Source organism: Mesorhizobium sp. LSHC420B00, from assembly GCF_000503055.1.
Taxonomy (GTDB): domain Bacteria; phylum Pseudomonadota; class Alphaproteobacteria; order Rhizobiales; family Rhizobiaceae; genus Mesorhizobium.
In genome coordinates this window covers 53,736-78,023 of the sequence record NZ_AYVY01000009.1, presented here as the reverse complement: position 1 = coordinate 78,023, position 24,288 = coordinate 53,736, and the positions used below count along the sequence as shown (strand labels likewise).

Here is a 24,288-nt window from a genome sequence, read left to right as displayed (position 1 = left end):
ATGAGTTCGAGCAACGCGAGAAAACCCGAGATCAGCTTCGCCGATTTCGACCGCGTCGACATCCGCGCCGGCACGATCGTCGAGGCCGAGCCTTTTCCCGAGGCGCGCAAGCCGGCGATCAAGTTGAAAATCGATTTCGGTCCCGTGATCGGGGTGAAGAAATCCTCGGCCCAGATCACGAAATACTATACACCTGAAAGCCTGATCGGCCGGCAGGTGTTCGCGGTGGTCAATTTCCCGCCGCGTCAAATCGGGCCATTCATGTCGGAAGTGCTGACGCTCGGTTTTCCCGATGAAGAGGGCGCCGTCGTCCTCGGCGCGATCGAGCGTAAGGTGCCGGACGGCGGCAGGTTATTCTAACTGCGGTTTGCTCAGGCGGCCAGTTTTCGCGTGGTACCCAGTGCTCCTTCGACCGTTTCCATGAACATTTCTGCACAGGCCTTCCAGCTGTAGCGCATAGCACGTTGCCGCGCCTCGGTGCGGTCGACGAGAAGCGCGGCGAGCGCTGCTTGCCTCAGCTCTTGCGAGACTGCGCCGCCTATGCCGTCGCCCACAATATCGATCGGCCCGGTGACGGGATAGGCTGCGACAGGCGTGCCGCTGGCCAACGACTCGATAATGACGTTGCCGAATGTGTCGGTGCGGCTGGGGAAGACGAAGACGTCGGCCGAGGCGTAGATCTCGGCCAGTTCGTCGTTCGGGCGATGGCCGAGAAAATGGGTATCGGGATATCTGGCCTTCAGCTTCGCCAATTCCGGCCCTTCGCCGACAACCACCTTGCTGCCGGGCAGGTCCAGGTCGAGGAAAGCCGGCAGGTTCTTCTCGATCGCGACGCGGCCGACGCAGAGGAAGATCGGTCCCGGAAGCCCCAGGTCCTTTCTTTTATCCGGCCGAAAATGATCGGTATCGACGCCACGCGTCCATGGCCGAAGCTTGGTGAAGCCGCGTGCCGCAAGATCGTCGGCAAGCGACTGGGTGGCGACCAGCGTGCCCTGTCCTGAATTATGGAAATCGCGCAGCCAGCGATAGGCCCATGCTTCTGGCACCGGCAGACGCGCGCTCAGATATTCCGGAAAACGTGTGTGATAGCTGGTCGTGAACGGACGGCCGGCGTTGCGGCAGTAGCGCCGCGCCATAATGCCGAGCGGTCCTTCGGTGACGATATGGATGTGATCCGCCTTGCGTGCCTCGATCAGCTGCGCCACGCGGTGCGGCGTCGTCAGCGCCAGCCTGATGTCGGGATAGGTCGGCAGAGGCAGGGTGCGAAAGATGTTCGGCGTCAGGAAGTCCGTCTCGACATCGAAGGATTTCAAAGTCTCCGAGAGGCGCTCCAGCGTGTGGACGACGCCGTTGACTTGCGGGCGCCAGGCATCGGTGACCATCAGGATGCGCATGGCGGTCCCTTGGCGGAGAGCTTGATTGCTTTGCCGCGATGCCTGAACGGCGACCACGCCGCCGCTCTGGCCTCGCACCAGCGCACCCGGGCAGGCGCGGGGTCGAAATGAGGCCGCAGGGCCGAATCAATCAGGATCGCGCGCTTCATTGGCGCTCTTCACCATGGTTTCATGACGGGCGGATGAAGGCCGGCCTCGCTCCCGTCAAGCCGGAACCTTGATCACCGCCCGCAGGCCGCCGAGCGGGCTGCGTTCGAGGACGATGTCGCCGCCATGGCTGCGGGCAATGTCGCGTGCGATGGAAAGGCCAAGGCCGGTGCCGCTGGCGTCGAGGTTGCGGGCCTCGTCCAACCGCACGAAAGGCTTGAATACATCCTCCCGCTTTTCGGGCGGAATGCCCGGACCGTCATCGTCGATAGTGACGAGCAGCGAACCGCGTCCATGATTGGCATTGATCTCCACCGTCTTGGCATAGCGGAATGCATTGCCGACGACGTTGGACAGCAGCCGGGCAAAGGCATTGGGGCGCACATGGACATGCGGATCGCCGGCAAGCACGGTCGACAGCTTGCGCTTGCGCAGCGCGGCTTCCTCGCGAAGCTTGTCGAAGAAGGCTTCGAGGTCGAACCGGCCGGCGTCTTCCGATGCTTCGCCGCGTGCAAAGGCAAGGTAGCCTTCCAGCATCGACTGCATGTCGTCGATATCCTGGTCGAGTGCCTGGGTGTCGGCCGCCTTGGTCCCGGCCAGCGCCAATTGCAGCTTGAAGCGGGTGAGGATGGTCCTCAGATCGTGGCTGACGCCGCTCAGCATGGCGGTGCGCTGCTCGAGCTGGCGTTCGATGCGTTCGCGCATCTGGATGAAGGCAAAGCCGGCGCGGCGGACTTCCTCGGCGCCGCGCGGGCGAAAATCGCGAGGCATCGGCCGGCCTTTGCCGAAGCTCTCGGCCGCCTCGGCCAGCGTCAGAATCGGCCGGATCTGGTTGCGCAGGAAGGGAATGGCGATCATCAGCAGCACCAGTGAGGTGCCGACCATCCAGATCAGGAAAATATGGGTGTTCGATGCATAGGCCTGGCTGCGGCGCACGAAGACCCGCAGCACCTTGTTCTCGAGCTGGACGCGGACCTCGACGATATTTGAATTGCCGACCGTATCGATCCAGAACGGACGGTTGATCTGGCGGGTGATCTCGGACGAAAGGATCTCGTCGAGGATCGAGAAGAACGGCTTTGGCCCGGGTGGCGGCAGCGGGTCTGGCGGCAGGAGGTCGACCTTCAACTGCATGCGATCCTGGGCGATGCGGATGACGTTGGCGTAGTCGGCGTCGTGCGGATAGGTCTCTATCAGGTCGATGATGGCGGCGATGTCGCGCACCGTGGCCTGCGACAGGCGCTGCGTCACGGTCTGCCAATGGCGCTCCATGAAGACAAAGGCGACGACCGACTGCAGCATGATCATTGGCGCGATGACGATGATCAGCGAGCGGGCATAGAGCCGCTTCGGCATGTAAAGCGACACCAGGCGCCAGAAACGGTTCCAAGCGCGCGGCACGGCCTTGAGCGCCCGCGTCGCGCGGGCGCTCAAGCCGCCATCTTCCGGCCGTTCGAGTTGCGTGGTCGCCATTCGTCTTTTCGCTCACCGGCGGCCCAGCAAAGGACCGCTGTCGGCGGCATTCTATTCCACGCTGAGCCGATACCCAATACCGCGCACGGTCTGCAGCCAGACCGGATTGGACGGATCGCGTTCGATCTTGCGGCGCAGCCGGTTGATCTGGACGTCGATCGTGCGCTCGCCGACCTCGGACTCGTCGCCGACAAGCTCATGCCGCGGTATCGTTTCGCCGGCACGCGCAGCGAAGATCGCCAGGATTTCCTGCTCGCGGTCCGTCAGCTTGAGCGCCTCGCCGCCGCGCTTCAGCTCACGCCTGGCGATCTGGAAGGTATAGGGGCCGAAGACCAGCTGTTCGACCTTGGGCGTCGTCGCGGGGCCGCCGCGGCGCAAGATATTGTTGATTCGCAGGATCAGCTCGCGCGGGTCGAACGGTTTTGGCAGATAGTCGTCGGCGCCGGCCTCGAGCCCGGTGATCCGGCTGTCGGTTTCGGACAGTGCGGTGAGCATCAGGATCGGTACGTTCTTTTCCGCCCGCAGCGCCTTGGTGAGATCGACGCCGCTTTCACCCGGCATCATGACGTCGAGCACGATCAGATCGAAATCGAGGCCGGTGAGCTTGCGCCGCGCCTCGCCGGAATTTCCGGCAACGGTGACGCGAAAACCGTTTTCGGTCAGATACTGTTTCAGAAGATTGCGGATTCGGGTGTCGTCGTCGACCACCAGCAGATGCGGCGCGTCGTCTTCCGGTGCTGTCGGATGATCAACCCTCTCAATGGTCTCCATGGCTTTTCCCTGACATCTTTGCGGGCACAATGTCGATCTGCGCCCTTAGTTCCGGATTGACCATCGCCTCAAGGAACCGTTCGATAACGGCGCGTTCGGTGGCTCCGGAATCCTCCAATGCAGCATGGATGCGGCGCGACTGTGGCCGCGCCAGTGCCAGCGCCAGCGCACGGCCCTTGGCCGTCGGATAAAGCTCGCGCTGGCGGCGGTCGCGAGGGCCCTGCAATTGCACGATATGGTCGGTGTCGATCAGTTGCTTGAGCACGCGCGCCAGGCTCTGCTTGGTGATCTTGAGCACGTCGAGGAGCTCGGCGACCGTCAGGCCGGGCCGGCGATTGACAAAATGCAGAACCCGGTGATGAGCACGGCCAAAACCGTAGTCGGCCAGGATCTGGTCCGGATCGGAGGTAAAGTCGCGATAGGCGAAGAAGAACAACTCGATGATGGCGAAATCGATGCCATCCTCGTCGGTGATCGCCGTCCTGATCGGCTCTGCGGCTGCGTGGCTCGTCATCTTTTCTCCGTGTGAAGCAGGAAATTATGTCAGCACTATTGACGCATTTTCCGCGCGATGGTAATTTTTGGCAAGCTTTTCGGCGGATTGCGAACGAAAAGGCAAACGAAGCCCTTTTTTCCGGAACTTCCTGAGTTTGCCAGACCTTAAATATCCGCCTACGCTTTGAGACAATGGCCGCCCGCGGCGGCCGAGGCGAAACACGCAACGACACAATGATGTGCGGGCTGCCGCCCGCGGGAGGTTACCATGGCATCCATTCCCTTCGACCAACTGGACGGCTTTATCTGGATGAACGGCGAATTCGTCAAATGGGCCGCCGCCAAGATCCACGTCTTGACCCACGGGCTGCACTACGCCAGCGCGGTATTCGAGGGCGAGCGCGCCTATGGCGGCGAAATTTTCAAGCTGACCGACCACACCGAACGCCTGCATGAGTCGGCGCGCCTGCTTGGCTTCAAGATACCCTACTCGGTCGCCATGATCGACGACGCCTGCCGCACGCTGTTGAAGAAGCAAGGTTTCCAGGACGCCTATGTCCGGCCGATCGCGTGGCGCGGCAGCGAACAAATGGGCGTTTCGGCGCAGAACAGCCGGATCAACTGCGCCATCGCCATCTGGCAGTGGCCGAGTTATTTCGACCCGGCGCAGAAGCTGAAGGGCATCCGCCTCGACATGGCCGAATGGCGCCGCCCCGACCCGCGCACCGCACCGTCGAAATCGAAGGCGGCCGGCCTCTACATGATCTGCACCATGTCCAAGCATGCCGCCGAGGCCAAGGGCTATGCCGACGCCATGATGCTCGACTGGCGTGGCCAGGTGGCGGAAGCGACAGGCGCCAACATCTTCTTCGTCAAGGACGGCAAGATCCATACGCCCAAGCCCGATTGCTTCCTCGACGGCATCACCCGCCGCACGGTCATCGGCCTTGCCAAGGACCGCGGTTTGGAGGTGATCGAGCGCGCCATCATGCCGGAAGAGCTTGAAGGCTTCCAGCAGTGCTTCCTCACCGGGACAGCGGCCGAGGTGACGCCGGTTTCGGAGATCGGCCCGTACCGATTCGAGGTCGGTGAGATCGCCAAGACGCTGATGAATGACTATTCTGCAGCCGTTCAACCCAACCACGCGATTGCTGCAGAATAACGAAAGTCACAGCTTTTTTATCAAGTAGGGGCGGTTTTCGGGCCGCCCCTTTTATTTAAGCGTTTGCGCATTTGACTTTCGTCCAATTCGGCGTCTCATGATGGCGTCGGCCCGGGAGGCTGGCAGCTATGGAGGGATTGGAAATATGGATATGAACACGCTTCTTCCGATCATTATTCAGGTGATTACGGGTATCATCGGTGGTCAGGCGGTGGGCGCGGCTATCAAGACGGCGGCGATGGGTCAGCTTCCCAAAATCCTGGGCGGCGCTGTTGGCGGCGTCGGCGGGGCGGCCATCCTCAGCAGCCTGCTGGGCGGTGGGGCGGTCGATCCGGCAGCAGCCGCCACGGCGGCAGGGGCCGGCAGCGCGTTGAACATTCCCAACATCGTTGGCGGTGCCGGCGGCGGCGCCATCCTGACCGGCATCATCGGTGCGGTCATGAACGCGATGAAGAAATAAGCTTTCGACGTTTCAGGCTTTTCAAATGGGCGGCTTCGGCCGCCCATTTCGTTTGCCGTTTGCGGGAGCGGTGGACGCCGTCCGCGTGTGTCTCTACATCAGGGCCTGATTCAACAAGGTTAGAGCTTTCCTGACGCGTTCGAGGGGACGCGCGGAGCTCCGACAGTGTGAAAGGACAAATATGGGTCAGCTCAACGCCGGCATCGTGCCGGTCACGCCGTTCCAACAGAACTGCACCATCCTCTTCGACATGGACGACAGACAGGGCGTCGTCGTCGATCCGGGCGGCGACATCGACAAGGTGCTGGCGGCGCTCAAGGACAATGCGATCACTGCCGGCGCGATCTGGATCACGCATGGCCATATCGACCATGCCGGCGGGGCCATGGAACTGAAGGAGGCGCTCGATATCGAGATCATCGGCCCGCATGCCGCCGACCGTCCGCTGCTCGCCAATCTCCAGAACCAGGCAAAGCGCTACGGCATCACCGATCCCGTGCGCAACTGTGTCCCCGACCGGTTCCTCGCCGAGGGCGAGACCGTTTCGTTTGGCTCACAGGTGTTTGAGGTATTCCATTGTCCGGGCCACGCACCCGGCCACATCGTCTACTATAACCGGGCGGCGAAGTTCGCCCATGTCGGCGACGTGCTGTTCCGCGGTTCGGTCGGCCGCACCGACCTGCCGGGCGGCGACCACGCCGCGCTGATCGCCTCGATCAAGGAGAAGCTGTTGCCGTTGGGCGACGACATCGGCTTCATCTGTGGCCATGGTCCCGGCGGCCGTTTTGGTGAGGAGCGGCGGAGCAATCCTTATTTGGTCTAAAGCCGGCCTGGTCTGAAACCGCGAAAAACAAAAAGCGCCACCCACCGGGCAGCGCTTTTGTTCAGGACAGGAAAACTGTCTTAGTTGGCGGTGCAAAAATGCTGTTCGCCGTCATAGCCAGTGAACGTGCCGGTACGCGCGTTGAAGCTCTGGTAGCGGTCCGAGCAGTATTCGTACCAGCCGCGGGTCCACGGCTCCGCATAGCTTTCGGCATAGGCCACTCGCGGCTGCACGTAATAACGGCGCACCGGGGCAGGCCGGTAGTATTCATCATCATAGGCCGGGTCGTAATAGCGGGGCTGCGGGCTGGCGAGGGCACCGCCGATCAAGGCACCGGCCGCAAGACCAAGGACGCCGGCCGCAACGGCGTCGCCGTGGCCGTGGTGGCGGCGGTGATGGCGCCATTCATCGGCACTGGCCGCAGGCAAGGTCGCAAGCGTGGTCGCAACGACCGCGGCGGACAGGATGGCAGTCTTGAAAATTCCGTTCATGTCGGTCTCCTTCGTGCCGGCCCGGGTCGTTTTCGGGGGGATGCGGTCCGGCTTTAACGAAGATTAATATGCGACCGTGGCTGAACGGGGGCTGAACGAAATTTGACCAAGCGGTTCATTTAACTGGGGTTCAAACATGCGGCAAACACCGCAGGCCAGACCGGCCCACGTCCATTCTGTCCGGGGCTGGTTCAGCCGATCGACAGGTTGACGGCTTTCGGACCCTTGCCGCGCTTGTCCGGCTCGGTGTCGAATGTCACTTTCTGCCCATCCTCAAGACCGGGAAGACCCGACGCCTGCACGGCCGAAATATGGACGAAGACATCCTTTGCCCCGTCGTCCGGCGTGATGAAGCCGAAGCCCTTGGCGTGATTGAAGAATTTGACGGTGCCGGTCTGCGGCATGGGAAGCTCCTTTGATCCCACAAGTCCAGTCTCGGGCCGGCAAATGCCCGGACGGAAATTTGTCCTTTATTTTAGTGCCATCGGCAAGAGAAAGTTTTGCGGGTGCCGGCAAGCATCCCGGAACACAAAAGGCGCGACGAAAACCGCCGCGCCTTTATAAAATTCGAGTTCACACCAAAAGCCTTGCAGCATCCTCACACACCCGAAAGGACGCGCGGCACGCCGCCGTTCAGGCGGCGCGGAGATTGACCGCTTTCGGACCCTTACCCATACGGTCGGGCTCGACATCGAAGGTGACCTTCTGACCGTCGACGAGCGTGCGCAGCCCGGAAGCCTCTATCGCCGAGATGTGGACGAATACATCCTTGGCGCCGCCATCGGGCGTAATGAAGCCGAAGCCTTTGGTAGCGTTGAAGAATTTAACGGTGCCGGTCTGGGCCATTGGGGAAACTCCTTCACCCGTGTCAGTCTTGGTGGTTCCGCCCGCCGCCTGGCGCCGTGGGCAAGTCCCGGTGGTTGCTTCGGCAGTCATGCATTGGCGCATGGTAAAACCCCCCGCCGAAAACGGGGCTGTCAGAGATTCACAGTATCGGGGAAAGGTCGTCCAAAACGTTCCGCTCTCCGGGTCGCAAATGCCCGAACACAAAATTTATCGCACGGAAACGTGATGCTTGCAAGATAGAGCCGCGGGCGGCCCAACAGGCGCATCCCGACGCATCGCACCGATAGAACTGGTTCTCCGCGCGGTCATCGGCCAGACGCAACCCAGGCATGGTCCAGCAAGCTGGGCCGGTGCTGTTTGGCTTTGCGCCGGCATACCGCCTTGGTTTGCATGCGCCAGGCTGCAAACGGGGTTGCATTTGGCAGCAGAATGGCGAGATTGACGAAGATCGGCCCGATGCAGGCGCGATTACGCGGGGGCGGGAGTTTTCGAGGGAGGGAATATTCATGCGGCTTCTTGCGGCAATCTTCTCGCGGCAGGGTTTTTCCATCTTGTTCCTGTCGGCAATTCTTGCGGCCTGCACCGTCGTGGTCGACGAGGGGCCAGGGCCGCGCCCGCCACGGCCGGGGCCGCAATTCTGCACCAAGCAATATGACCCGGTCTGCGCCAGGCGCGGCGGCGACCGCCAGACCTTCGCCAATGCCTGCCTTGCCGAACGGGCCGGATACCGCATCATCCGGGACGGCCAGTGCCGCGACGGCGGTGGCGGCGGTGAGGAGCAGACATTCTGCACGCGCGAGTATGCCCCGGTCTGCGCTCGTCGCCATGGCGAGCTGCGCACATTCCCCAACGAATGCGAGGCCCGCGCGGCGGATTATCGGGTCGTCGATGATGGGCCGTGCTAGCGCACCGGCCTCACTGTTCGTCCAGATAGGCACCATCGGCGGGGCCGACGTAGAGCTCGGCGCCGTCCTCGTTAGAGATGCGCAGGCGATCGGGGATCTGCGGCATCATCAGCGTGTGAAGCAGCGTGGCGGCGCCTTGCAGGGCGGCGCGCAGGTTCGGTGCCTCCAGCGACACTCGATCGAGTGTCGCTTCGTCGGCATCGCGCGAGCGGTAGAACTCGATGACGAAGTTCAAGCACGCCTCCAGGCAGATTGTCGTGCGATCGAACCCTAGCCTTTGGACTTGGGTTTCACAGCGGTCTCCGCCTGCTTGACCGCCGAGCCGAAGGGCGAGGCCGGTTTTGCCGCCACCTTGTCCTTCTTGGGCTTGCGTGTCTCGCGATTGCTGCGCTGTTGACCCTTGGCCATTTTCTGATCCCTTATACGTGTTGCGGATTGCTTTCGGCTCAGTTGGCCGGGTTGTCGACCGGTTCGAGATTGTCTTCCGTGGTGACCCGCTCATAGGTCTCCTGATCGCTGCGAATGCGATATTGCGGCGAGCCGTCCTTGACCGGCAGCCGGCTCTTTATCTGGAACAGCTCCGCGGTCTTTTGGGCAAGGCCGGTGCGGCTCTTCATGCGAACAGTCTGGCCGACGGTGAAGATATGCGAGGGCGTGTCCGTGCGCCGCGCACTCTGCTGGAAGCGGATCATGTGGCATTCTCCTGGTCGTGCCGAAGCGCTGCTTCGAGTTCGGCGTGGTCGACGGCGACAAGCCGGCCGGTCGGGCTTTTCACCGTCCTTGCCGGCAGATGGATGAAGGTGGCGACGCGGCGCCAGGCAAGCCACGACATGCCGTCGATCAGTTCCTCGTCGTGGTCGATGTCATAGTCGCCGGCCGGCTGCATGCCATCCAGGCCGCCAAGCACGAAAGGTGCCGCGAAATGCGCGATGGAATGAGTGGTGCGGGCAGACATTCTCGTGCCTTGAAGTTTCTTTCCGGCCTGGCTCCGAAAGCGGAGCCTGCATTGCGGTACCAGGTGTCGGCGATTTGGATCAGTTTGGCGGGCCGAGAACCCTGACGCCGCGAGGGCCCAAGCATGACCCAAAAACGGTTTCATACCATTAGTCCGAAAATGCGGCTTATTCAAGAAGATTCCGGCCTCTTACCCCTACCAACGCAAAATTACTTTTCTATAGTTATTTGCAGAACGATGATACGATCCCGGTGCACCTCAAAAANTACCCCTACCAACGCAAAATTACTTTTCTATAGTTATTTGCAGAACGATGATACGATCCCGGTGCACCTCAAAAATTGTTTGAAGAACTTCCGGAAAAATTCCTCCGGCATTTGTATTTATTTAGGTATGAAAGGAAGAGAGTCATGAATTCCGCAAGAACACCGGATGTCCCGACAGTTGCAGTCAATCCCGTCGCAAAGCCGATAAAGGTTATGTCGCCGCGCCTCACGATAAGAAGCGACGAGGCGGCAAGGCGAAGGCTTGCCGACACCGATGGCACGGTGCGGCGGGCGCGCCAGCTTGCCGAAAGCAACCGCCTGATTTGACGCGCAGCCATGACACTCAATTTTCCCAATCCCAGCCGTTCCTACGACGCGGCGGCCAAGCGTATTCGTTTCGTCGGCCATGACGGCATGTTCGAAGTCCCGTTCTTCGTCGAGGTTGCGGCACTTTCGGCGGCAAACCCGGCCGCAAGCGGAGCCGAAGCCGAATTTCTCAGCGCCTTCGACGCCAAGCGTTCGTCGATCCACGATATTGCGCGCGAAGCCTACTCGCATGGCCGCAGGAACATGTATGTGCTGACGCCGGCCGACTTCCGCTAGTTTGGGGTTTGCTCCATAGTGCCCGTCGTCTGCTCTTGCACGCGCCGCAGCGATGGCCTAGATCGCGGCAGGCGGACAACACGGCAGGTTTCCCATCAACAGAAATCCGAGACAACCGGCAGGCGCACGTTACGGCTCAGGCGGGCAGCCGCCCCTGGGGCTTGACCAGTACGTGCAGCAGGCGCTGCAGCTGCACCAGGCGGGGCGCCGGCAGGAGGCCGAGGCGCTTTACCGTCAGGTGCTGGCGCAAAAGGCTAACCACTCGGCCGCCGCGCATTTCCTCGGGCTTCTGCTGCACCAGACCGGGCGCAGCGCCGAGGGGCTGGCGCTGATCGAACAGTCGGTTCGGCTGCAGCCGAACAATCCGGATTTCCTCAACAATCTCGGCACCGTGCTGCGCGACCTCGGCCGGGTCGCGGCCGCAGCCGATCTCTTCCGCAAGGTGGTGGCAACCAGGCCGGACCAACTGGCGGCGCGCGACAATCTCGGCTCGTCGCTGAAGCAGCTCGGCCAATTCGAAGGCGCCGAGGATATTTATCGCGGTACGATCGGCCGCAACCCGTTCCATGTCCGCGCCCGTGTCGGGCTTGCCGAGACGCTGCAGGAAGCGGGCCGGCTGGATGAGGCATTAGCTGTTTTTCGCGAGGCGCTGACGATCCGGCCGAAGGATGCCGATCTTTTGCATGGCCTGGGTGTCGGGCTGATGGAAAAGGGCAGTCTCGACGAGGCTGCGGATCTTTTCAGGCAGGCGCTGGCGGTGGATCCCGGCATGGCAAGGGCCTGGCTAATGCTCACCCAGGTCAAGCGCCAGAAGGAGCGCGACGCCGAGCTTGCCCGGATGGAGGCGGAGCACGCCAGGGCGCCGCAAGGCAGCCTGCCGCGCATGCAGCTTTCCTTCGGCCTCGGCAAGGCCAATGACGACCTCAGGGATTATGGTCGCGCCTTCGACTATTTCGCCGAAGGCAACGCGATCCGCCGCCAGGGCATCGACTACGACGCCGACAAGACGCGCGGCGAGTTCGAGGCGATGAAGGCGGTGTTCGACAAGGCCTTTTTTGAAAAGCACAGGCCGAGCGGGATTACCGACGACACGCCGATCTTCATTGTCGGCATGCCTCGTTCCGGTACCACGCTGGTCGAGCAGATCATCGCCAGCCACCCGCAAGTCTATGGCGCTGGCGAGCTCAGCATATTGAAGACGGCGGTCGGCAAGCAGTTTCCGCTCAGCATGAAGGGCGGCTTTCCCTGGGGCATCGCCGACATGTCCGATAAGGCCTATGCCGAGGCCGGCCAGGCCTATCTCGATATGCTGCACGCCCGCTATCCCGGGTTCCGGCACGTCACCGATAAGATGCCCGGCAATTTCCTGTTGGTCGGTTTCATCCACATGATGCTGCCGCAGGCCAAGATCATCCATTGCGCGCGCGATGCGGCAGCGACCTGCCTGTCGATCTACAAGGTGCACTTCCGCGGCGACAGCCACCGCTTCGGCTACGATCTCGGCGAACTCGCCGATTTCCACAATCTCTACACCGACATCATGGCGCACTGGCACGCCGTGCTGCCTGATGTCGTGCACGACGTTCGCTACGAGGATTTCGTCGCCGACCAGGAAGGCCAGTCGCGAGCACTGATCGCCCATCTCGGCCTGCCATGGGATGACGCCGTGCTGTCGTTTCACCGGACCGACCGGCCGGTGCGCACGGCGTCCGCCGCGCAAGTGCGGCAGCCGATGTATCAGGGCTCGGTCGATCTGTGGAAGCGCTATGGCGACCGGCTGAAGCCGCTGCTCGACAGGCTGGCTTAGAGCGCCGCTGGGCCTTAAAAGCGCGTCGCGCTCGATCGGCCTCATGCGACGCGCTTTAGATCCTTGTTTTTATGCATGTCGTTATCGCAAAACCGCTGCGCGACATGCATCAAAGCTCCATAAACGGCTGAAAGCCGCCGAAGATCATGCGCTTGCCGTCGAACGGCATCGTCGACCAGTCCGACTTGATGCGTGGGTCGGCCATCACCTTGGCCATCACCGCGTCGCGGCTCTGCCGCGATTCATAGACGACCCACGAGAAGATGACGACCTCGTCGTCCTTGGCCTGCACGGCGCGCGGGAACGAGGTGATCTCGCCATAGGGCACGTCGTCGCCGACGCATTCGACATAGGCAAGCGCCCCGTGCTCCTTCCAGACGGCGCCGGCGGTTTCCGCCAGCTTCTTGTAGGCATCGAGCTTTGCCTTCGGCACGGCAAGTACGAAACCATCGACATAAGACATCTGATTTCCTCCATGCGATTGTTTTCCGCCCTCTTGAGCGGTGATTTCCGGTACATACCTGTGTGGGGATCCTAAGCCGCTTTCACCGGCGCGTTCATTGCCCATTCGACGCCGAACGGATCACGCATATTGCCCCAGCGGTCGCCCCAGAACATCACCTGCAACGGCACGACTTCCTCGCAGCCCGCCTCGATGGCCCGCTTCCACCAAGCGTCGATGTCGTCGCTGCCGAGATGGAGCTGCATGGTGTAGCCCTGCGGCTTCACAGCGGGCATTCCATGCTCGGGATAGAAGTCGGAAAGCATCAGCGTCGAACCGTTGATGTGGAGATGGATATGCATGGTACGGCCCTGTTCGTCCGGCGGATAGGCAAAGACCTGCTCGGCACCGAAGGCTTTTTGGTAAAATTCGGAGGCTTTGAAAGCGCCGTCCAGCTGAAGGTAGGGCGTCAATCCGCCAAGCACCTTGGCGGCGGGCTGGGTCTGCGGCTGGTCATTCATGTCATGCTCCTCTTTGCGTCTGATTTGCCTTTGCGAACCACAGGACGAACGGAACGGCGACGATCCTACACGGCCGATGGTTTTTTGGATTCGAAATGGCGCCTGCCGCAACGGCCAACTGCCACCTTTCAACCTTCGATGCGAATCCGCGGGCTGTTTTGCGCGTCGACGACGATTTCCGGCCAGCCGATATCTTTGCGCAACTCGATCGGCAATGAAAGGATGGCGCGTTCGCTGCGATAACGGGCGCGAGCCGCCGAGTAACGCGTCACGGCGTGACCTATGGATGACAGAATAGACATGATGCTTTCTCCTCGATTGGCGCCGGCATCACCGTGTCGGCAACCCAAGGACGTGGCATGCGATCATCATCCGACAGAGCGCCGGAATTTTTTTCCACAATTTTTCAACCGTCGGCCTCGGCAACCTCCCGGAAGAATTTGAGGTGCACCGGGATCGTATCATCGTTCTGCAAATAACTATAGAAAAGTAATTTTGCGTTGGTAGGGGTAAGAGGCCGGAATCTTCNGGATCGTATCATCGTTCTGCAAATAACTATAGAAAAGTAATTTTGCGTTGGTAGGGGTAAGAGGCCGGAATCTTCAATGCGGGGTGTCAGCCTCGCCTGATCCCTTCGGCCCAGGCCACCAAGTCCTCCTCGCTGCTGCGCAGCCGCTTCATGACCCGTTGCATGGGCCAGCAGGTCACTCCACTTGCAACTTCGAGGGCCGCGTTGATTTCCCCTTCGGGATCGTTGTCATCCGTCAGCCAATGCCCACCGAGTTCCTTGCGGAGCACCTCACCGCAGTAACATCCCAACGCAAACAGGCGTGGCCCGACATCTTGTGAAATCAACCCGCCAGAGATGGGTTCTCCATCCTTCGTCTGCTCGCGAAAGAACCGTTCTACCTCCGATATGCTCCGTGGCGTGAAATCGACGCGATAGCCCGAACTTTGCAATGCGCTGGATATCCATTGCGCGGCGACCGGAATGTCGTCCTGCAAGCGCCGCGGCGCGCTCGTTGTTTGAGACGTCGCGCGTGACGGCAGGAAGGCTGCGGCAACGGCGGCGAGAAGTCCAAAGAAACGACGCGTCATCATCTGTAGCCACCCAAGCGGTGGCGTGAAGTTACATGTGTCGCTTGAGGAGCGCCATGGGTAGAACCGCTGCTATTTCCCTGGTCTGCCAGTCTTGCCAGGACGACGCTTTTCGCGGCGGGCATCGGCCGGATCTTCGTAGGAGCCGATGCCGGCGCGCTGGCGGACGATTGGCTTCGCGGAATCGTCGCGATCCTTCGCGCCCCCCTCTGCCCTGCCGGGCATCTCCCCCACTTGGGGGGAGATCGGCTGTGGCTTGGCCGGCACTTTTCCCTCGACCGGCTTTTCCGTGCGCCGCACCGTCATCTCGTCGAGCGAGTTCTTCTTGAACAGCGGTTTGGCCGGTTCGCCGGGAATGCCGAAATCGGAGCCGTGCGCCTCCTGCGCCGACTGCTTCTTGAACAGCGAACGGGACACTGCGCCTGACGGCGTCGTCATGTCGGTGCCAGGCCCCATATCGTCCAGCGACGGCTTGGCAAACAGCGGCTTCTTCACCGGTACGGCGCCGTCGGCGCCCATTTCGTCGAGCTCCGGCTTGCGGAAGAGGTTGGGCCGTGCAGCCTTGGCTGCCTCTTCGGCGGCACGTGCCTCGTCGAGCTTGCGGAAACGCTCCTGTTCCTCTGATGTACGATGTTTGGCCACGCCCTTGTTGTGCTTGCCCTTTTCGCGGCCCGAGACCGGGCTTTCCATGTCGGCATATTTGGCCAAAGGATCGTCGGAGATGGACAGTTCCATCTCGCGCAGCCGCTTGATCTCGTCGCGGATGCGGGCCGCCTTCTCGAAATCGAGGTTGGCGGCGGCGTCGCGCATCTGCTTGTCCATCGCGTCGAGATGGGCTTTCAGATTGTTGCCCATCATCGCGCCGGCGCTGTCGGTGAACTGCGAGATGTCGGCGCGGACATGGTCCTTCTCGTAAACCGAGTCCAGGATGTCCGAAATGCGCGACTTGACCGATTCCGGGGTGATGCCGTTGGCCGCGTTCCACTCCATCTGCTTTTCGCGACGGCGGTTGGTCTCGGCCATCGCCCGCTCCATTGAGCCGGTGATCTGGTCGGCATAGAGGATGACCTTGCCGTCGACGTTTCTGGCGGCGCGGCCGATGGTCTGGATCAGCGATGTCTCGGAGCGCAGAAAACCTTCCTTGTCGGCATCGAGAATGGCGACGAAGCCGCATTCGGGAATGTCGAGGCCTTCGCGCAACAGGTTGATACCGACCAGCACGTCGAAGGCGCCGAGGCGCAGATCGCGCAGGATCTCGATACGCTCCAGCGTGTCGATGTCGGAGTGCATGTAGCGCACGCGAATGCCTTGCTCATGCAGATACTCGGTCAGGTCCTCGGCCATACGTTTGGTCAGCACGGTGACCAGCGTGCGGTAGCCGGCCTTGGTGGTCTCGCGGATTTCGCCCACCACATCGTCGACCTGCGTCTTGGCCGGGCGCACCTCGACCGGCGGGTCGATCAGGCCGGTCGGGCGGATGACCTGCTCGGCGAAAACACCGCCGGACTGCTCCATCTCCCAGCCGCCGGGCGTTGCCGAAACCGCGACGGACAGCGGGCGCATGGCGTCCCACTCCTCGAAGCGCAGCGGCCGGTTGTCCATGCAGGACGGCAGGCGGAACCCGTACTCGGCCAGCGTCGCCTTGCGGCGAAAGTCGCCGCGATACATGCCGCCGATCTGCGGTACGGTGACGTGGCTTTCGTCGACAAAGACCAACGCATTGTCGGGGATGTATTCGAACAAGGTCGGCGGCGGATCGCCCGGCTGGCGGCCGGTCAGATAGCGCGAGTAATTCTCGATGCCGGCGCAGGAGCCGGTCGCCTCAAGCATCTCCAGGTCGAAGCGGGTGCGCTGCTCCAGCCGCTGCGCCTCCAGCAACCGACCGGCCCGTTCGAGTTCGACCAGCCTATGCTTGAGTTCTTCCTTGATCGACTTGATGGCCTGGTTCAAGGTCGGGCGCGGCGTCACATAGTGCGAATTGGCGTAGATCTTGACGCTCTTCAGCTCGCCGGTCTTTTGGCCCGTCAGCGGATCGAATTCGGTGATCGCCTCGATCTCGTCGCCGAACAACGAGATGCGCCAGGCACGGTCCTCGAGGTGAGCCGGGAAGATCTCGATCGTGTCGCCGCGCACCCGGAACGAGCCGCGGACGAAGTTTATGTCCTGGCGCTTGTATTGCTGGGCGACGAGGTCGGCGAGCAACGCGCGCTGGTCTAGGCGGTCGCCGATCTGCATCTGGAAGGTCATCGCCGTATAGGTCTCGACCGAGCCGATACCGTAGATGCAGGAGACCGAGGCGACGATGATGACGTCGTCACGCTCGAGCAGCGAGCGCGTCGCCGAGTGGCGCATGCGATCGATCTGCTCGTTGATCGAGGATTCCTTCTCGATGTAGGTGTCGGTCCGGGGCACATAGGCCTCAGGCTGGTAATAGTCGTAGTAGCTGACAAAATACTCGACGGCGTTTTCCGGGAAGAATTTCTTGAACTCGGAATAGAGCTGCGCGGCAAGCGTCTTGTTGGGCGCCAGGATCAGAGCGGGGCGTTGCGTCTCCTCGATCACCTTAGCCATGGTGAAGGTCTTGCCCGAGCCGGTGACGCCGAGCAGCACCTGGGTGCGGTCGTTGCTGTTGACACCCTCGACCAGATCCTTGATCGCCGTCGGCTGGTCGCCGGCCGGCTCGAAATCCGAGACCATCTTGATGGCGATGCCGCCTTCGGATTTTTCCGGCCGGGCAGGGCGGTGCGGCGTCCACAGCACGCCGTCCTTGTGCAGCGGATTGCCGGATTCGATCAGCGCCGACAGCGCCGCGACGGTGGCGGTGACGCCGCCCGAAGCCATGGTCTCGGCCTCTTCCAGTGAGACATCGAGGCCGGCGACAGGATTGAGACCGGCCGCGGTGCGCTCCCGCGCCGAAGCCGCGCCGCCCATCGAGGTGCCGCGTGCCGTACGGCCGGGGGAAGACGAGCGCTCGGGGATCTTTTTCGCCGACTTCGCTAATTTGCCGCCGACTTTGCCGGAAACGCGCCCTTCCTTCTCGGCTTCCTGCTCGATCTGCTCGGCCCAGTCGGCGATCGAGCCGGTTAGCGGCGCGCCGGTGAGCTCGGCCTGCGGCGCTTCGGCAAAGCCGTGCAGTGGCTCCGAGGCATCGAGGAAATCGGTCAGCGGACTGCGCCGCTTGGGCGGCGATGCGCGATCGTCATTCGCCGGCGGCGGCGTTTTCTTGTCGGAGAGTCTGGCCATGGCCCGAATATGGGAGGTATCGGCCAAAATGGAAAGAGCGGAGTGCCAAGGGGCGCGAGGCACAATCCAGCTGCTGACAGAAGGGTGTCAGGAGCACCGTCCAAGTTTCCCGCTCAATTAAACCAAAGCGCAAATGTCAGAAACCCGGCGCCGCCGAATTGGCGCTGGATCTGGTTGAACTCCTCGCTGGTGAGAATCTTGCCGCGTTCGAGATAGGGCGCGATGGCCGGGCCGGTGATCGACAGCACCAGGTCGAAGGGCTTCGGCTCGTCGAAGAAGCGCTTCATGTTGATGCCTTTGTCGGCGATGCGGAAATGCGGCAGCAAGGTGCGGCCTTCCAGCAGATCCTCGGCCATGGCCAGGGCGGCGAGCCAGGCCTGCACCTGCTGCTCGCCGACCTCGAGGCCGGTGAGCGGGCTGGCGCCTTTCTGCTGCGGCCCGGGCAGCCATTCACGGTCATTGTCGGTTTCGGCGCGGATGGCTTTCCAGTCCTCGCGCGACAGCCTGATCATTTCCATGAGATGGCGGCGTGCCGCTTGCCGGCGCTCAGGCTCGACCACTTGCCAGTTGATGAGGTGCACCAGGGAGATGAAGTCGGCGAGGCGCCATTCGGACGTCAGGATGCCGCCGCCCTTGCCGCCGTCCAGCGGCACGAGCGTGTCCTGAAGCGGCAGTTTGGCGTGGGGGAACAGCATGTGGAAGGAGCCGTCGAACGTGTTCCTGAAATCATGCGCCAGCCAGAAGTCGGCCTGCGCCATCAGGAACTCGGCATAGCCCTGCAGCCAATAACCGTCGGCGCGGTCGAAGCGGAACGTGAAGGCGGGTGCGGCCGCGTCTGGCGCACCACCGCCGCGTGACAGAGACGCCATGATCGCGGCGGCGCTTTCGTCCGGCGCGATCGTGCCGTCCTCATTGAGGTCGATGCCGAGACGGATGAGGTCGATGACCATGCCGATGTCGGCGTCGGCGGGTACCGAACCGAGCGTGGCTGCGGATTTCTCCAACCGGTCGCGAAAGGCGACGAGAATGGCACGGAATTGGTCGTAGGTCAGCGGCTCGGGATTGGCGTTATCCGGCACCGGCAGCCGCATCAGCGGCAGCATGAAGGATTGCGGGCTGTCGAAACCGTGGCGGTGCAGACCGCCGGCCAGGATCTCCAGCGCGGTGAAGAATTCGCCGGCGCCGGCGGCGTAGGTCGCGGCCGGATCGCCGGGCGCGGCGGCTTCCAGAGCGGCAAGAGTGCTGTCGCGTTTAGCTACGGTTTTTGCCTCGAACAGGGCCGCCGGTTCGGGAGCCGCGGCTCCGGCCGAGGACAGCGGCAGGAGAAGAACGATGGCGCCTGCCATCAGCCTGGAAAAACGCTTCATCGTGATCGCCCCTTTTGTCGCTCCGCAGTGGATCATACACGCATTTGGTTCGCGCGCCTGTAGCCCTGTGGTTCACCGATAACAGTCGAAGCTTCAATCAATCCGGCGGACGGTCTACACAGGGCAAACGATTGGGCGTCGCGTGTCGAATTATCCGCTTTCCTACAAACTGTCCTGGCTTCCCCGTTTCCTCCGGCCTTCGCTCGGCGGCGCTGCTCGCGGCTTCGCTCCGATGGCGGCAACCCTGCTCGAACCGGCGCCGGTGCGGACGGTACGGCTGGCTTTCGTCGGCGACATCTCGGCGGTGGCCAATCGCAGCGCGCCGGAATGCGATCCGGCGATCGCGGCGCTGCTCGCCTCGGCCGATCTGGTAGTCGGCAATTGCGAAAGCCCGGTGGTGGAACGGCCGAGCGCCGTTTGGGGCACAAGGCTTGGCACGCACCATGCGATGAGCGAGCGGTTTCTTGCCGAGGCGCTGGCCGCCGCCGGCATTTCGCCGGAAAGACTGGTGCTGTCGCTGGCCAACAACCATGTGCTCGACCAGGGCATTGCCGGCTTCGACGAGACCGTTGCCGTGCTGGCGCGGCTCGGCATCCGCACGATCGGTGCTGGGGCTCCAGTCGAGCGGTTTGCAGTCGGGGAACTGACCATCGGCCTTGCCGCCTTTACCTTGTGGCGCAATGCCGACGCGGTCCAGTTCGCGGGCCGTGTCTCGATGGCAAGCGACCCGGGACAATGGCCGCGCGACGCCGCTTTGGGTGTCGACTTCCTCTGCGCGGTGCCGCATTGGGATTGGGAATTCCGGCATTTTCCGCGTGCGAAGACACGGGCACTGGCGCGGCTGCTGGCCGAACGTGGCGTCGGCCTGGTCGCCGGGCATCATGCCCACGTCGTGCAGCCGATCGAGCGGATCGGCAAGTCGCTCGTTGCCTATGGGCTCGGCGATTTCTTCGGCACCGGCTTCGCGCGCCAGCCATGGCCGGGCCGTATCGGCGCCATTCTCGTCGTCGACATCAGCGCCGATCCCGGCACGCGCGGGGCCATCGCCGCCTACCGGCTGCATGCCTTCATGCGGCTGCGCACCGGCGATCATGAGCGGCTGGTGCCGGTTGAAGCGCTGGCGGGAAAATCGAGGCAAAGGGTTCTGGCCCGCCTTGATGCGATCTTCGCCGCGCGCTGACGGCTGCGCTGACGCGGTCCACAAAACCGGCTATCATGCGCTACGCGGGCAGGCTTGTGGCGGCGGGTGGGCGATGGAAACAGCGGATTTCATGCCGAGCGAAGCGGTGATCGCCGGCATCAGGAAGAACATCGAGGTCTACGAGGCCGAAAGAGCTTCGGCCCATCGCCAGACGCGCTGGCGGGTGCCGATGTTCATCGGACTGCTGCTGGTGTTCGTGGCGCTTGTGGCCTGGCTTTTCAACGAGGTTGCCGACCCGAACGAGCAGTGGTTCTCGACCCCGCATGTGTTCCTCTATATCGGCGGCTTCCTGGCGGCGATCCTGCTCTATTTCAAGGCGATCAAGCCGGCGGGCAAATTGCGGCAGTCGTTCCGCAGCACTCTGCTGCCGATCGTCTTCGGCTTCATCGAGAACATGCAATACCGGCACAACGTCAAGCCGAATTCGTTCGACCGGTTGCCGCGCGAGACGGTTGGCCCGTTCAACCGGCAGTCTTTCGACGATGTTTTTTCCGGCCGCTATGAAGGGTTTCCGTTCGAGCTTTACGAAGCAGATCTCCGGGAAGGGACGGGCAAGAGCACGACGGCAGTGTTCAAGGGCGTCATCGTCGCCTTCGAGACGATCGTGCCGTTCCCCGGCACATTGGTCGCCGCGCGCCGGACCAACAAGGTCGTCGGCTTCTTCCGCGGCATCTTCGGCAGCAAGATGCAGGAATTGTCCAGCGGCGTGCCGGAGCTCGATGCCGCCTACGAGTTCCGCACCGACAATATCGAGGCGGCGCGGCCGCTGGTGACCGGGCGGCTGGCGCAGGCGCTGCAATGGCTCGGCGAAACCCGGCCGAACGATCCGGCACGCGTTGCGCTCAGCGGCAGTGACGGTTTCCTGCTGCTGCCGCAGGAAAGGAATTTCTTCGAGCTGCCGGATATCTCCACGCGTCTCGACTACACCAAACACGTCGCGCCGATGATCGCCGACATGGGCGCGATCCTGGCGACCGCGGCACTGGTACGAAAGATCGGCGTGAAGGATGTAGAAGCCGGTTGAACTGGAATTCAGCCGTCAACAATCGAAGCCATAGTTCTGGCGATAATAGTCGGCGTCATCCTTCGACATCTTTTTGAAGAGAACGCAGACAGTGAAACTTCCCACCCGGCGGCCGTTCTTCATATAGCCCCAGTCGGAAATATCGTCCCGGCTGAATTCGATCTCCTGGCCTGCCACGACGTTGTGAACGGTCTGCGGCTCGTTGTCCAAGGTTCCCGCAAATCCGGCCGCCGTACGGTGGAAGGGAATGACCCAGAAATGTTCAGTGGCGTCCCCATCCCTGACCATGACTTTCAATTGGAAGTCGGCCGTTCCGGATGGCGGCGCGTCGGCCAATGCCAGGAAGTCGTCGAGACCGGCACGCGCCTGCTCGATAGCGGCCGCCATCTCCGGATCGTCGCCAGCTACGCTGACGACCTTGTCGTCGCCTTGACCAGGAGTCTGCGCGCCGGCTGATGATGCCGGAGCAAACGCGAGCAACATGGCAAGTGCGGTACGGGCTGCAAGCTTCATGGTGAGACTGCTTTCGACATTTCCGCCAGACAAACCGGATCATCATTCGCCGAACGTCTGATTGGCAACTGGTTTTTGTCTCCATCCGGCGCTATTCCTGGGACAGTGGGGTGGGGCTATGATCGAGGAACGCAAGGGGTTTCGCCTGTCGCGGCGGTTGCTGCTGGGTGCGGCGGTGGTCGGCGGCGCGATGGTCTGGGGCGGCACGACCGTGGCGCGGCTGGCCCGCGGCCCGTCGGCGCAGAAGAATTCCGGGCGCATTGCCGACATTGACGGCATCGACCTGGCGCTGAAGCCGCTGGAGAACGCGCCAGCCTACGATCCGTCGCTGCCATGGCTGACCAAGGGCGGCGACATCAACGATGCCAGCGGCCTTTCGATGACGCCGGTCTACGGCGTTATCGAAGTCAGCGAGGAAAACCACATTGCGAGCGCGTTGGCCTTTGCCCGCACCAATGGCCTGAAGGTCTCGGTCGCGGCGGTGCGCCACTCGATGGGCGGCCACGCCTTCGACGATAACGCACTGGTCCTCGACATGCGCAAATTCAACAAGATCAGCATCGATGCGGCGGCGAAGGCGATGACCTTGCAGCCGGGCGCGCGCTGGCACGACATCCAGAACCTTTTGCACCCGCGCTTCGCGGTGAAGGCGATGCAGTCGACCGACATCTTTTCGGTCGGCGGCTCGCTGTCGGTCAACGCGCATGGCATGGACCATCAGGCCGGCTCGGTCGCCGGCTCGATCCGTTCGATGCGGGTGATGCTGGCCGACGGTTCGGTGACGACCTGCTCACCGGCCGAAAACACCGAGCTGTTCCGCCACGTCGTCGGCGGCTACGGCCTGTTCGGCGTGGTGCTGGAGGCGACACTCGACATCGTCGACAACGCCGTCTACCGCACCTCGCGCGAGATCATCAAATCGGACGATTTCCCGACGTTCTTCGCCGAGGTGCTGGAGCCAAACAGGGCGATTGGTCTGTTTTATGGGCATCTGTCGACTGCGCCGGGCAATTTCCTCGAGGATATGATCGTCTATCGCTATGACAAGGTCGCCGACCAGCCGCCGGCCGACCAGCCGGCAATCGGTGAACCGGGCTCGGTTGGGCTCAAGCGGGTGATCATCAACCTGGCGAAATGGGGCAGCCTGTTCCAGGAGCTGAAATGGTTCACCGAAAAGACGCTGGAGCCGCAATTCGAGAGCTGCACGGTGGCGCGGACGACGGCAATGGCCGAGGGCGAGGCCTGCCTGGTCACGCGCAACAACCCGATGCACGATTCAGTGCCCTATCTGTTCAACGACCTGCTCGACGAGACCGACATACTGCACGAATATTTCATCCCGCGGGCGGCCTATAACCCGTTCATCGCGGAAGCGCGCGAGATCCTGCGCAACCAGAGCCTGCCGGTGCTCAACGCGTCGGTACGCATCGTCCACAAGGAGGATGTGGCGCTGAATTATGCGCCGGAGCCGGCCTATTCGCTGGTGCTCTACATCAATCAGCCGACCGACGCCGACGGCAATGCCAGGATGCGGGCACTGACAAGGGCGCTGATCGACGTGACGATCAAGCATGGCGGGCGTTTTTTCCTGCCCTACCAACTCCACTACACGGGCAAGGAGCTGCTTGCCTCCTATCCGGAACTGCCGTCCTTCCTGGCGAAGAAGCGGCAATACGATCCGGGGGAGCTGTTTTCCTCGACTTTTTACCGCGCCATCAAGGCACTGATCGGCACGGCCTGAAGTGCCGGTTACAGACCGTCAGGCAGCTTCGCCGCCAGCCAGTTCGCCGAGCGCCTGGCGATGCCGATCGTTGCCGACGCGGCGCGGCCGAGATCGGTCTTGACCACGGCGTAACCGGTCTTCGTGCGGTAGAGCAGGGCGCTGCCGCCATCGACCGCCGCTTCGTAGGCGACCGGCCGGACGGCTTCTGTTTCCGTCGCCGTCGCCTGCGTTCCGACCGCTGCACTGGGCCGATGGCTCAGTTCTGCTGGCAGCGGCTCTGTCGCGGCCGTACTGGCCGTCGTCAATTCGGGCTCCGAAGTGGTCGCCGCGAGCTGCGATGACGAAGACGAGTTCTGTGTCCGGCAGATGCCCGAGACCAGCGGATAATCGAAATTGCGCTCGTGCAGCATCTGGCTTTTCATCGCCGCTTCGCATTCAGCGATGGTCGACCACTTGGCGGGCGTCTCGCCGATATATTCGCAAAGCCTGGCGTCGCAGTCGCAGCCGACGATGGTCATGGCGACAAGGGCGGTCTTGATCACGGTCTTGTCCCTCCGA

At 62.4% G+C, this 24,288-nt stretch carries 30 protein-coding genes; 11 read left to right on the top strand and 19 right to left on the bottom strand.

The features are described from left to right. Window positions 1-360: a tRNA-binding protein gene (locus tag X760_RS54480; protein ID WP_023719186.1), complete on the top strand. Its 360-nt coding sequence runs from the start codon at window positions 1-3 to the stop codon at window positions 358-360. Window positions 361-371: 11 nt separating this feature from the next. On the opposite strand, the gene X760_RS54475 is transcribed toward X760_RS54480, so the two are convergent. The 4 genes from X760_RS54475 to X760_RS54460 all read right to left on the bottom strand — a co-directional run bounded on the left by X760_RS54475 (window position 372) and on the right by X760_RS54460 (window position 4,299). Continuing rightward, window positions 372-1,394 carry a glycosyltransferase family 1 protein gene (locus X760_RS54475; protein WP_023719185.1) on the bottom strand — a complete coding sequence of 341 codons (1,023 nt, stop codon included), beginning with the start codon at window positions 1,392-1,394 and terminating at the stop codon, window positions 372-374. A 204-nt stretch (window positions 1,395-1,598) separates the two neighbouring features. Further along, a complete protein-coding gene (locus X760_RS54470) occupies window positions 1,599-3,014 on the bottom strand; it encodes an ATP-binding protein (protein ID WP_023719184.1) in 1,416 nt (471 codons plus the stop codon). 51 nt (window positions 3,015-3,065) lie between these two features. Then, window positions 3,066-3,785: a response regulator transcription factor gene (locus X760_RS54465; RefSeq protein WP_023719183.1), complete on the bottom strand. Its 720-nt coding sequence runs from the start codon at window positions 3,783-3,785 to the stop codon at window positions 3,066-3,068. Next, window positions 3,772-4,299, bottom strand: coding sequence for a MarR family transcriptional regulator (locus tag X760_RS54460; protein WP_023719182.1), 528 nt, complete (start codon window positions 4,297-4,299; stop codon window positions 3,772-3,774). Before X760_RS54460 ends, X760_RS54465 begins: the two co-directional genes overlap by 14 nt. Before the next feature lie 249 nt (window positions 4,300-4,548). Here X760_RS54460 and X760_RS54455 point away from each other — a divergent pair, with 249 nt between their 5' ends. The 3 genes from X760_RS54455 (at window position 4,549) to X760_RS54445 (ending at window position 6,725) form a co-directional block, all read left to right on the top strand. Then, on the top strand, window positions 4,549-5,442 hold the full coding sequence (locus tag X760_RS54455; protein ID WP_023719181.1) for a branched-chain amino acid aminotransferase: 894 nt from the start codon (window positions 4,549-4,551) through the stop codon (window positions 5,440-5,442). A gap of 145 nt (window positions 5,443-5,587) precedes the next feature. Then, on the top strand, window positions 5,588-5,902 hold the full coding sequence (locus tag X760_RS54450; RefSeq protein WP_023719180.1) for a hypothetical protein: 315 nt from the start codon (window positions 5,588-5,590) through the stop codon (window positions 5,900-5,902). Window positions 5,903-6,083: 181 nt separating this feature from the next. Continuing rightward, a complete protein-coding gene (locus X760_RS54445) occupies window positions 6,084-6,725 on the top strand; it encodes an MBL fold metallo-hydrolase (RefSeq protein ID WP_023719179.1) in 642 nt (213 codons plus the stop codon). Between the two features lie 80 nt (window positions 6,726-6,805). Here the strand turns inward: X760_RS54445 and X760_RS54440 are convergent, their stop codons facing one another. From X760_RS54440 to X760_RS54430, 3 genes are all read right to left on the bottom strand, one after another. Further along, entirely contained in the window at window positions 6,806-7,216 is a 411-nt protein-coding gene (locus X760_RS54440; RefSeq protein WP_023719178.1) for a BA14K family protein, read from the bottom strand. Between the two features lie 191 nt (window positions 7,217-7,407). Beyond that, window positions 7,408-7,620 (bottom strand): cold-shock protein, encoded by a 213-nt coding sequence (locus X760_RS54435; RefSeq protein ID WP_006202521.1) that lies wholly within the window; start codon window positions 7,618-7,620, stop codon window positions 7,408-7,410. Between the two features lie 229 nt (window positions 7,621-7,849). Continuing rightward, complete coding sequence (locus X760_RS54430) at window positions 7,850-8,062, bottom strand: cold-shock protein (RefSeq protein WP_006202520.1); 213 nt, start codon at window positions 8,060-8,062, stop codon at window positions 7,850-7,852. 506 nt (window positions 8,063-8,568) lie between these two features. On the opposite strand from X760_RS54430, the gene X760_RS54425 reads away from it, so the two are divergent. Continuing rightward, on the top strand, window positions 8,569-8,967 hold the full coding sequence (locus tag X760_RS54425; RefSeq protein ID WP_023719177.1) for a Kazal-type serine protease inhibitor domain-containing protein: 399 nt from the start codon (window positions 8,569-8,571) through the stop codon (window positions 8,965-8,967). 10 nt (window positions 8,968-8,977) lie between these two features. On the opposite strand, the gene X760_RS54420 is transcribed toward X760_RS54425, so the two are convergent. The 4 genes from X760_RS54420 to X760_RS54410 are packed head-to-tail and all read right to left on the bottom strand — an operon-like array spanning window position 8,978 to window position 9,922. Continuing rightward, window positions 8,978-9,202, bottom strand: coding sequence for a hypothetical protein (locus tag X760_RS54420; RefSeq protein ID WP_023719176.1), 225 nt, complete (start codon window positions 9,200-9,202; stop codon window positions 8,978-8,980). Between the two features lie 35 nt (window positions 9,203-9,237). Next, entirely contained in the window at window positions 9,238-9,375 is a 138-nt protein-coding gene (locus X760_RS77220; RefSeq protein ID WP_023719175.1) for a hypothetical protein, read from the bottom strand. A 38-nt stretch (window positions 9,376-9,413) separates the two neighbouring features. After that, the gene (locus tag X760_RS54415; protein ID WP_023719174.1) at window positions 9,414-9,659 is read right to left on the bottom strand and encodes a hypothetical protein; all 246 of its coding nucleotides are present in this window, start codon (window positions 9,657-9,659) and stop codon (window positions 9,414-9,416) included. Further along, complete coding sequence (locus X760_RS54410) at window positions 9,656-9,922, bottom strand: hypothetical protein (protein ID WP_023719173.1); 267 nt, start codon at window positions 9,920-9,922, stop codon at window positions 9,656-9,658. The genes X760_RS54415 and X760_RS54410 overlap by 4 nt, the downstream gene beginning before the upstream one ends. Before the next feature lie 410 nt (window positions 9,923-10,332). Here X760_RS54410 and X760_RS54405 point away from each other — a divergent pair, with 410 nt between their 5' ends. The 3 genes from X760_RS54405 to X760_RS54395 all read left to right on the top strand — a co-directional run bounded on the left by X760_RS54405 (window position 10,333) and on the right by X760_RS54395 (window position 12,598). Continuing rightward, on the top strand, window positions 10,333-10,515 hold the full coding sequence (locus tag X760_RS54405) for a hypothetical protein (RefSeq protein ID WP_023719172.1): 183 nt from the start codon (window positions 10,333-10,335) through the stop codon (window positions 10,513-10,515). Between the two features lie 9 nt (window positions 10,516-10,524). Further along, window positions 10,525-10,791: a DUF1488 domain-containing protein gene (locus X760_RS54400; protein ID WP_023719171.1), complete on the top strand. Its 267-nt coding sequence runs from the start codon at window positions 10,525-10,527 to the stop codon at window positions 10,789-10,791. 172 nt (window positions 10,792-10,963) lie between these two features. After that, window positions 10,964-12,598: a tetratricopeptide repeat-containing sulfotransferase family protein gene (locus X760_RS54395; RefSeq protein ID WP_023719170.1), complete on the top strand. Its 1,635-nt coding sequence runs from the start codon at window positions 10,964-10,966 to the stop codon at window positions 12,596-12,598. Between the two features lie 109 nt (window positions 12,599-12,707). Here the strand turns inward: X760_RS54395 and X760_RS54390 are convergent, their stop codons facing one another. The 6 genes from X760_RS54390 to X760_RS54375 form a co-directional block, all read right to left on the bottom strand. After that, a complete protein-coding gene (locus X760_RS54390; protein WP_023719169.1) occupies window positions 12,708-13,061 on the bottom strand; it encodes a DUF1428 family protein in 354 nt (117 codons plus the stop codon). Between the two features lie 71 nt (window positions 13,062-13,132). After that, window positions 13,133-13,561 carry a glyoxalase/bleomycin resistance/extradiol dioxygenase family protein gene (locus X760_RS54385; protein ID WP_023719168.1) on the bottom strand — a complete coding sequence of 143 codons (429 nt, stop codon included), beginning with the start codon at window positions 13,559-13,561 and terminating at the stop codon, window positions 13,133-13,135. Between the two features lie 128 nt (window positions 13,562-13,689). Beyond that, entirely contained in the window at window positions 13,690-13,863 is a 174-nt protein-coding gene (locus tag X760_RS77215; protein ID WP_023719167.1) for a hypothetical protein, read from the bottom strand. 313 nt (window positions 13,864-14,176) lie between these two features. Beyond that, window positions 14,177-14,662, bottom strand: a complete 486-nt coding sequence (locus X760_RS0137980; RefSeq protein ID WP_023719166.1) for a hypothetical protein — start codon at window positions 14,660-14,662, stop codon at window positions 14,177-14,179. Window positions 14,663-14,731: 69 nt separating this feature from the next. Continuing rightward, the gene (gene uvrB / locus X760_RS54380) at window positions 14,732-17,902 is read right to left on the bottom strand and encodes an excinuclease ABC subunit UvrB (RefSeq protein WP_023719165.1); all 3,171 of its coding nucleotides are present in this window, start codon (window positions 17,900-17,902) and stop codon (window positions 14,732-14,734) included. Between the two features lie 113 nt (window positions 17,903-18,015). Then, a complete protein-coding gene (locus X760_RS54375) occupies window positions 18,016-19,269 on the bottom strand; it encodes a hypothetical protein (protein ID WP_023719164.1) in 1,254 nt (417 codons plus the stop codon). A 142-nt stretch (window positions 19,270-19,411) separates the two neighbouring features. Between X760_RS54375 and X760_RS54370 the strand changes: the two genes are divergently transcribed. Both X760_RS54370 and X760_RS54365 read left to right on the top strand, forming a co-directional pair. After that, window positions 19,412-20,449 (top strand): CapA family protein, encoded by a 1,038-nt coding sequence (locus X760_RS54370; RefSeq protein ID WP_023719163.1) that lies wholly within the window; start codon window positions 19,412-19,414, stop codon window positions 20,447-20,449. Between the two features lie 73 nt (window positions 20,450-20,522). Continuing rightward, the gene (locus X760_RS54365) at window positions 20,523-21,494 is read left to right on the top strand and encodes a DUF3137 domain-containing protein (RefSeq protein ID WP_023719162.1); all 972 of its coding nucleotides are present in this window, start codon (window positions 20,523-20,525) and stop codon (window positions 21,492-21,494) included. Window positions 21,495-21,509: 15 nt separating this feature from the next. Here X760_RS54365 and X760_RS54360 read toward each other — a convergent pair whose 3' ends face one another. Then, the gene (locus X760_RS54360; RefSeq protein ID WP_023719161.1) at window positions 21,510-22,007 is read right to left on the bottom strand and encodes a DUF2314 domain-containing protein; all 498 of its coding nucleotides are present in this window, start codon (window positions 22,005-22,007) and stop codon (window positions 21,510-21,512) included. Window positions 22,008-22,125: 118 nt separating this feature from the next. On the opposite strand from X760_RS54360, the gene X760_RS54355 reads away from it, so the two are divergent. Next, the gene (locus X760_RS54355) at window positions 22,126-23,748 is read left to right on the top strand and encodes an FAD-binding oxidoreductase (protein ID WP_023719160.1); all 1,623 of its coding nucleotides are present in this window, start codon (window positions 22,126-22,128) and stop codon (window positions 23,746-23,748) included. A gap of 8 nt (window positions 23,749-23,756) precedes the next feature. Here the strand turns inward: X760_RS54355 and X760_RS54350 are convergent, their stop codons facing one another. Beyond that, entirely contained in the window at window positions 23,757-24,272 is a 516-nt protein-coding gene (locus X760_RS54350; RefSeq protein WP_023719159.1) for a hypothetical protein, read from the bottom strand. Window positions 24,273-24,288: the final 16 nt, after the last annotated feature.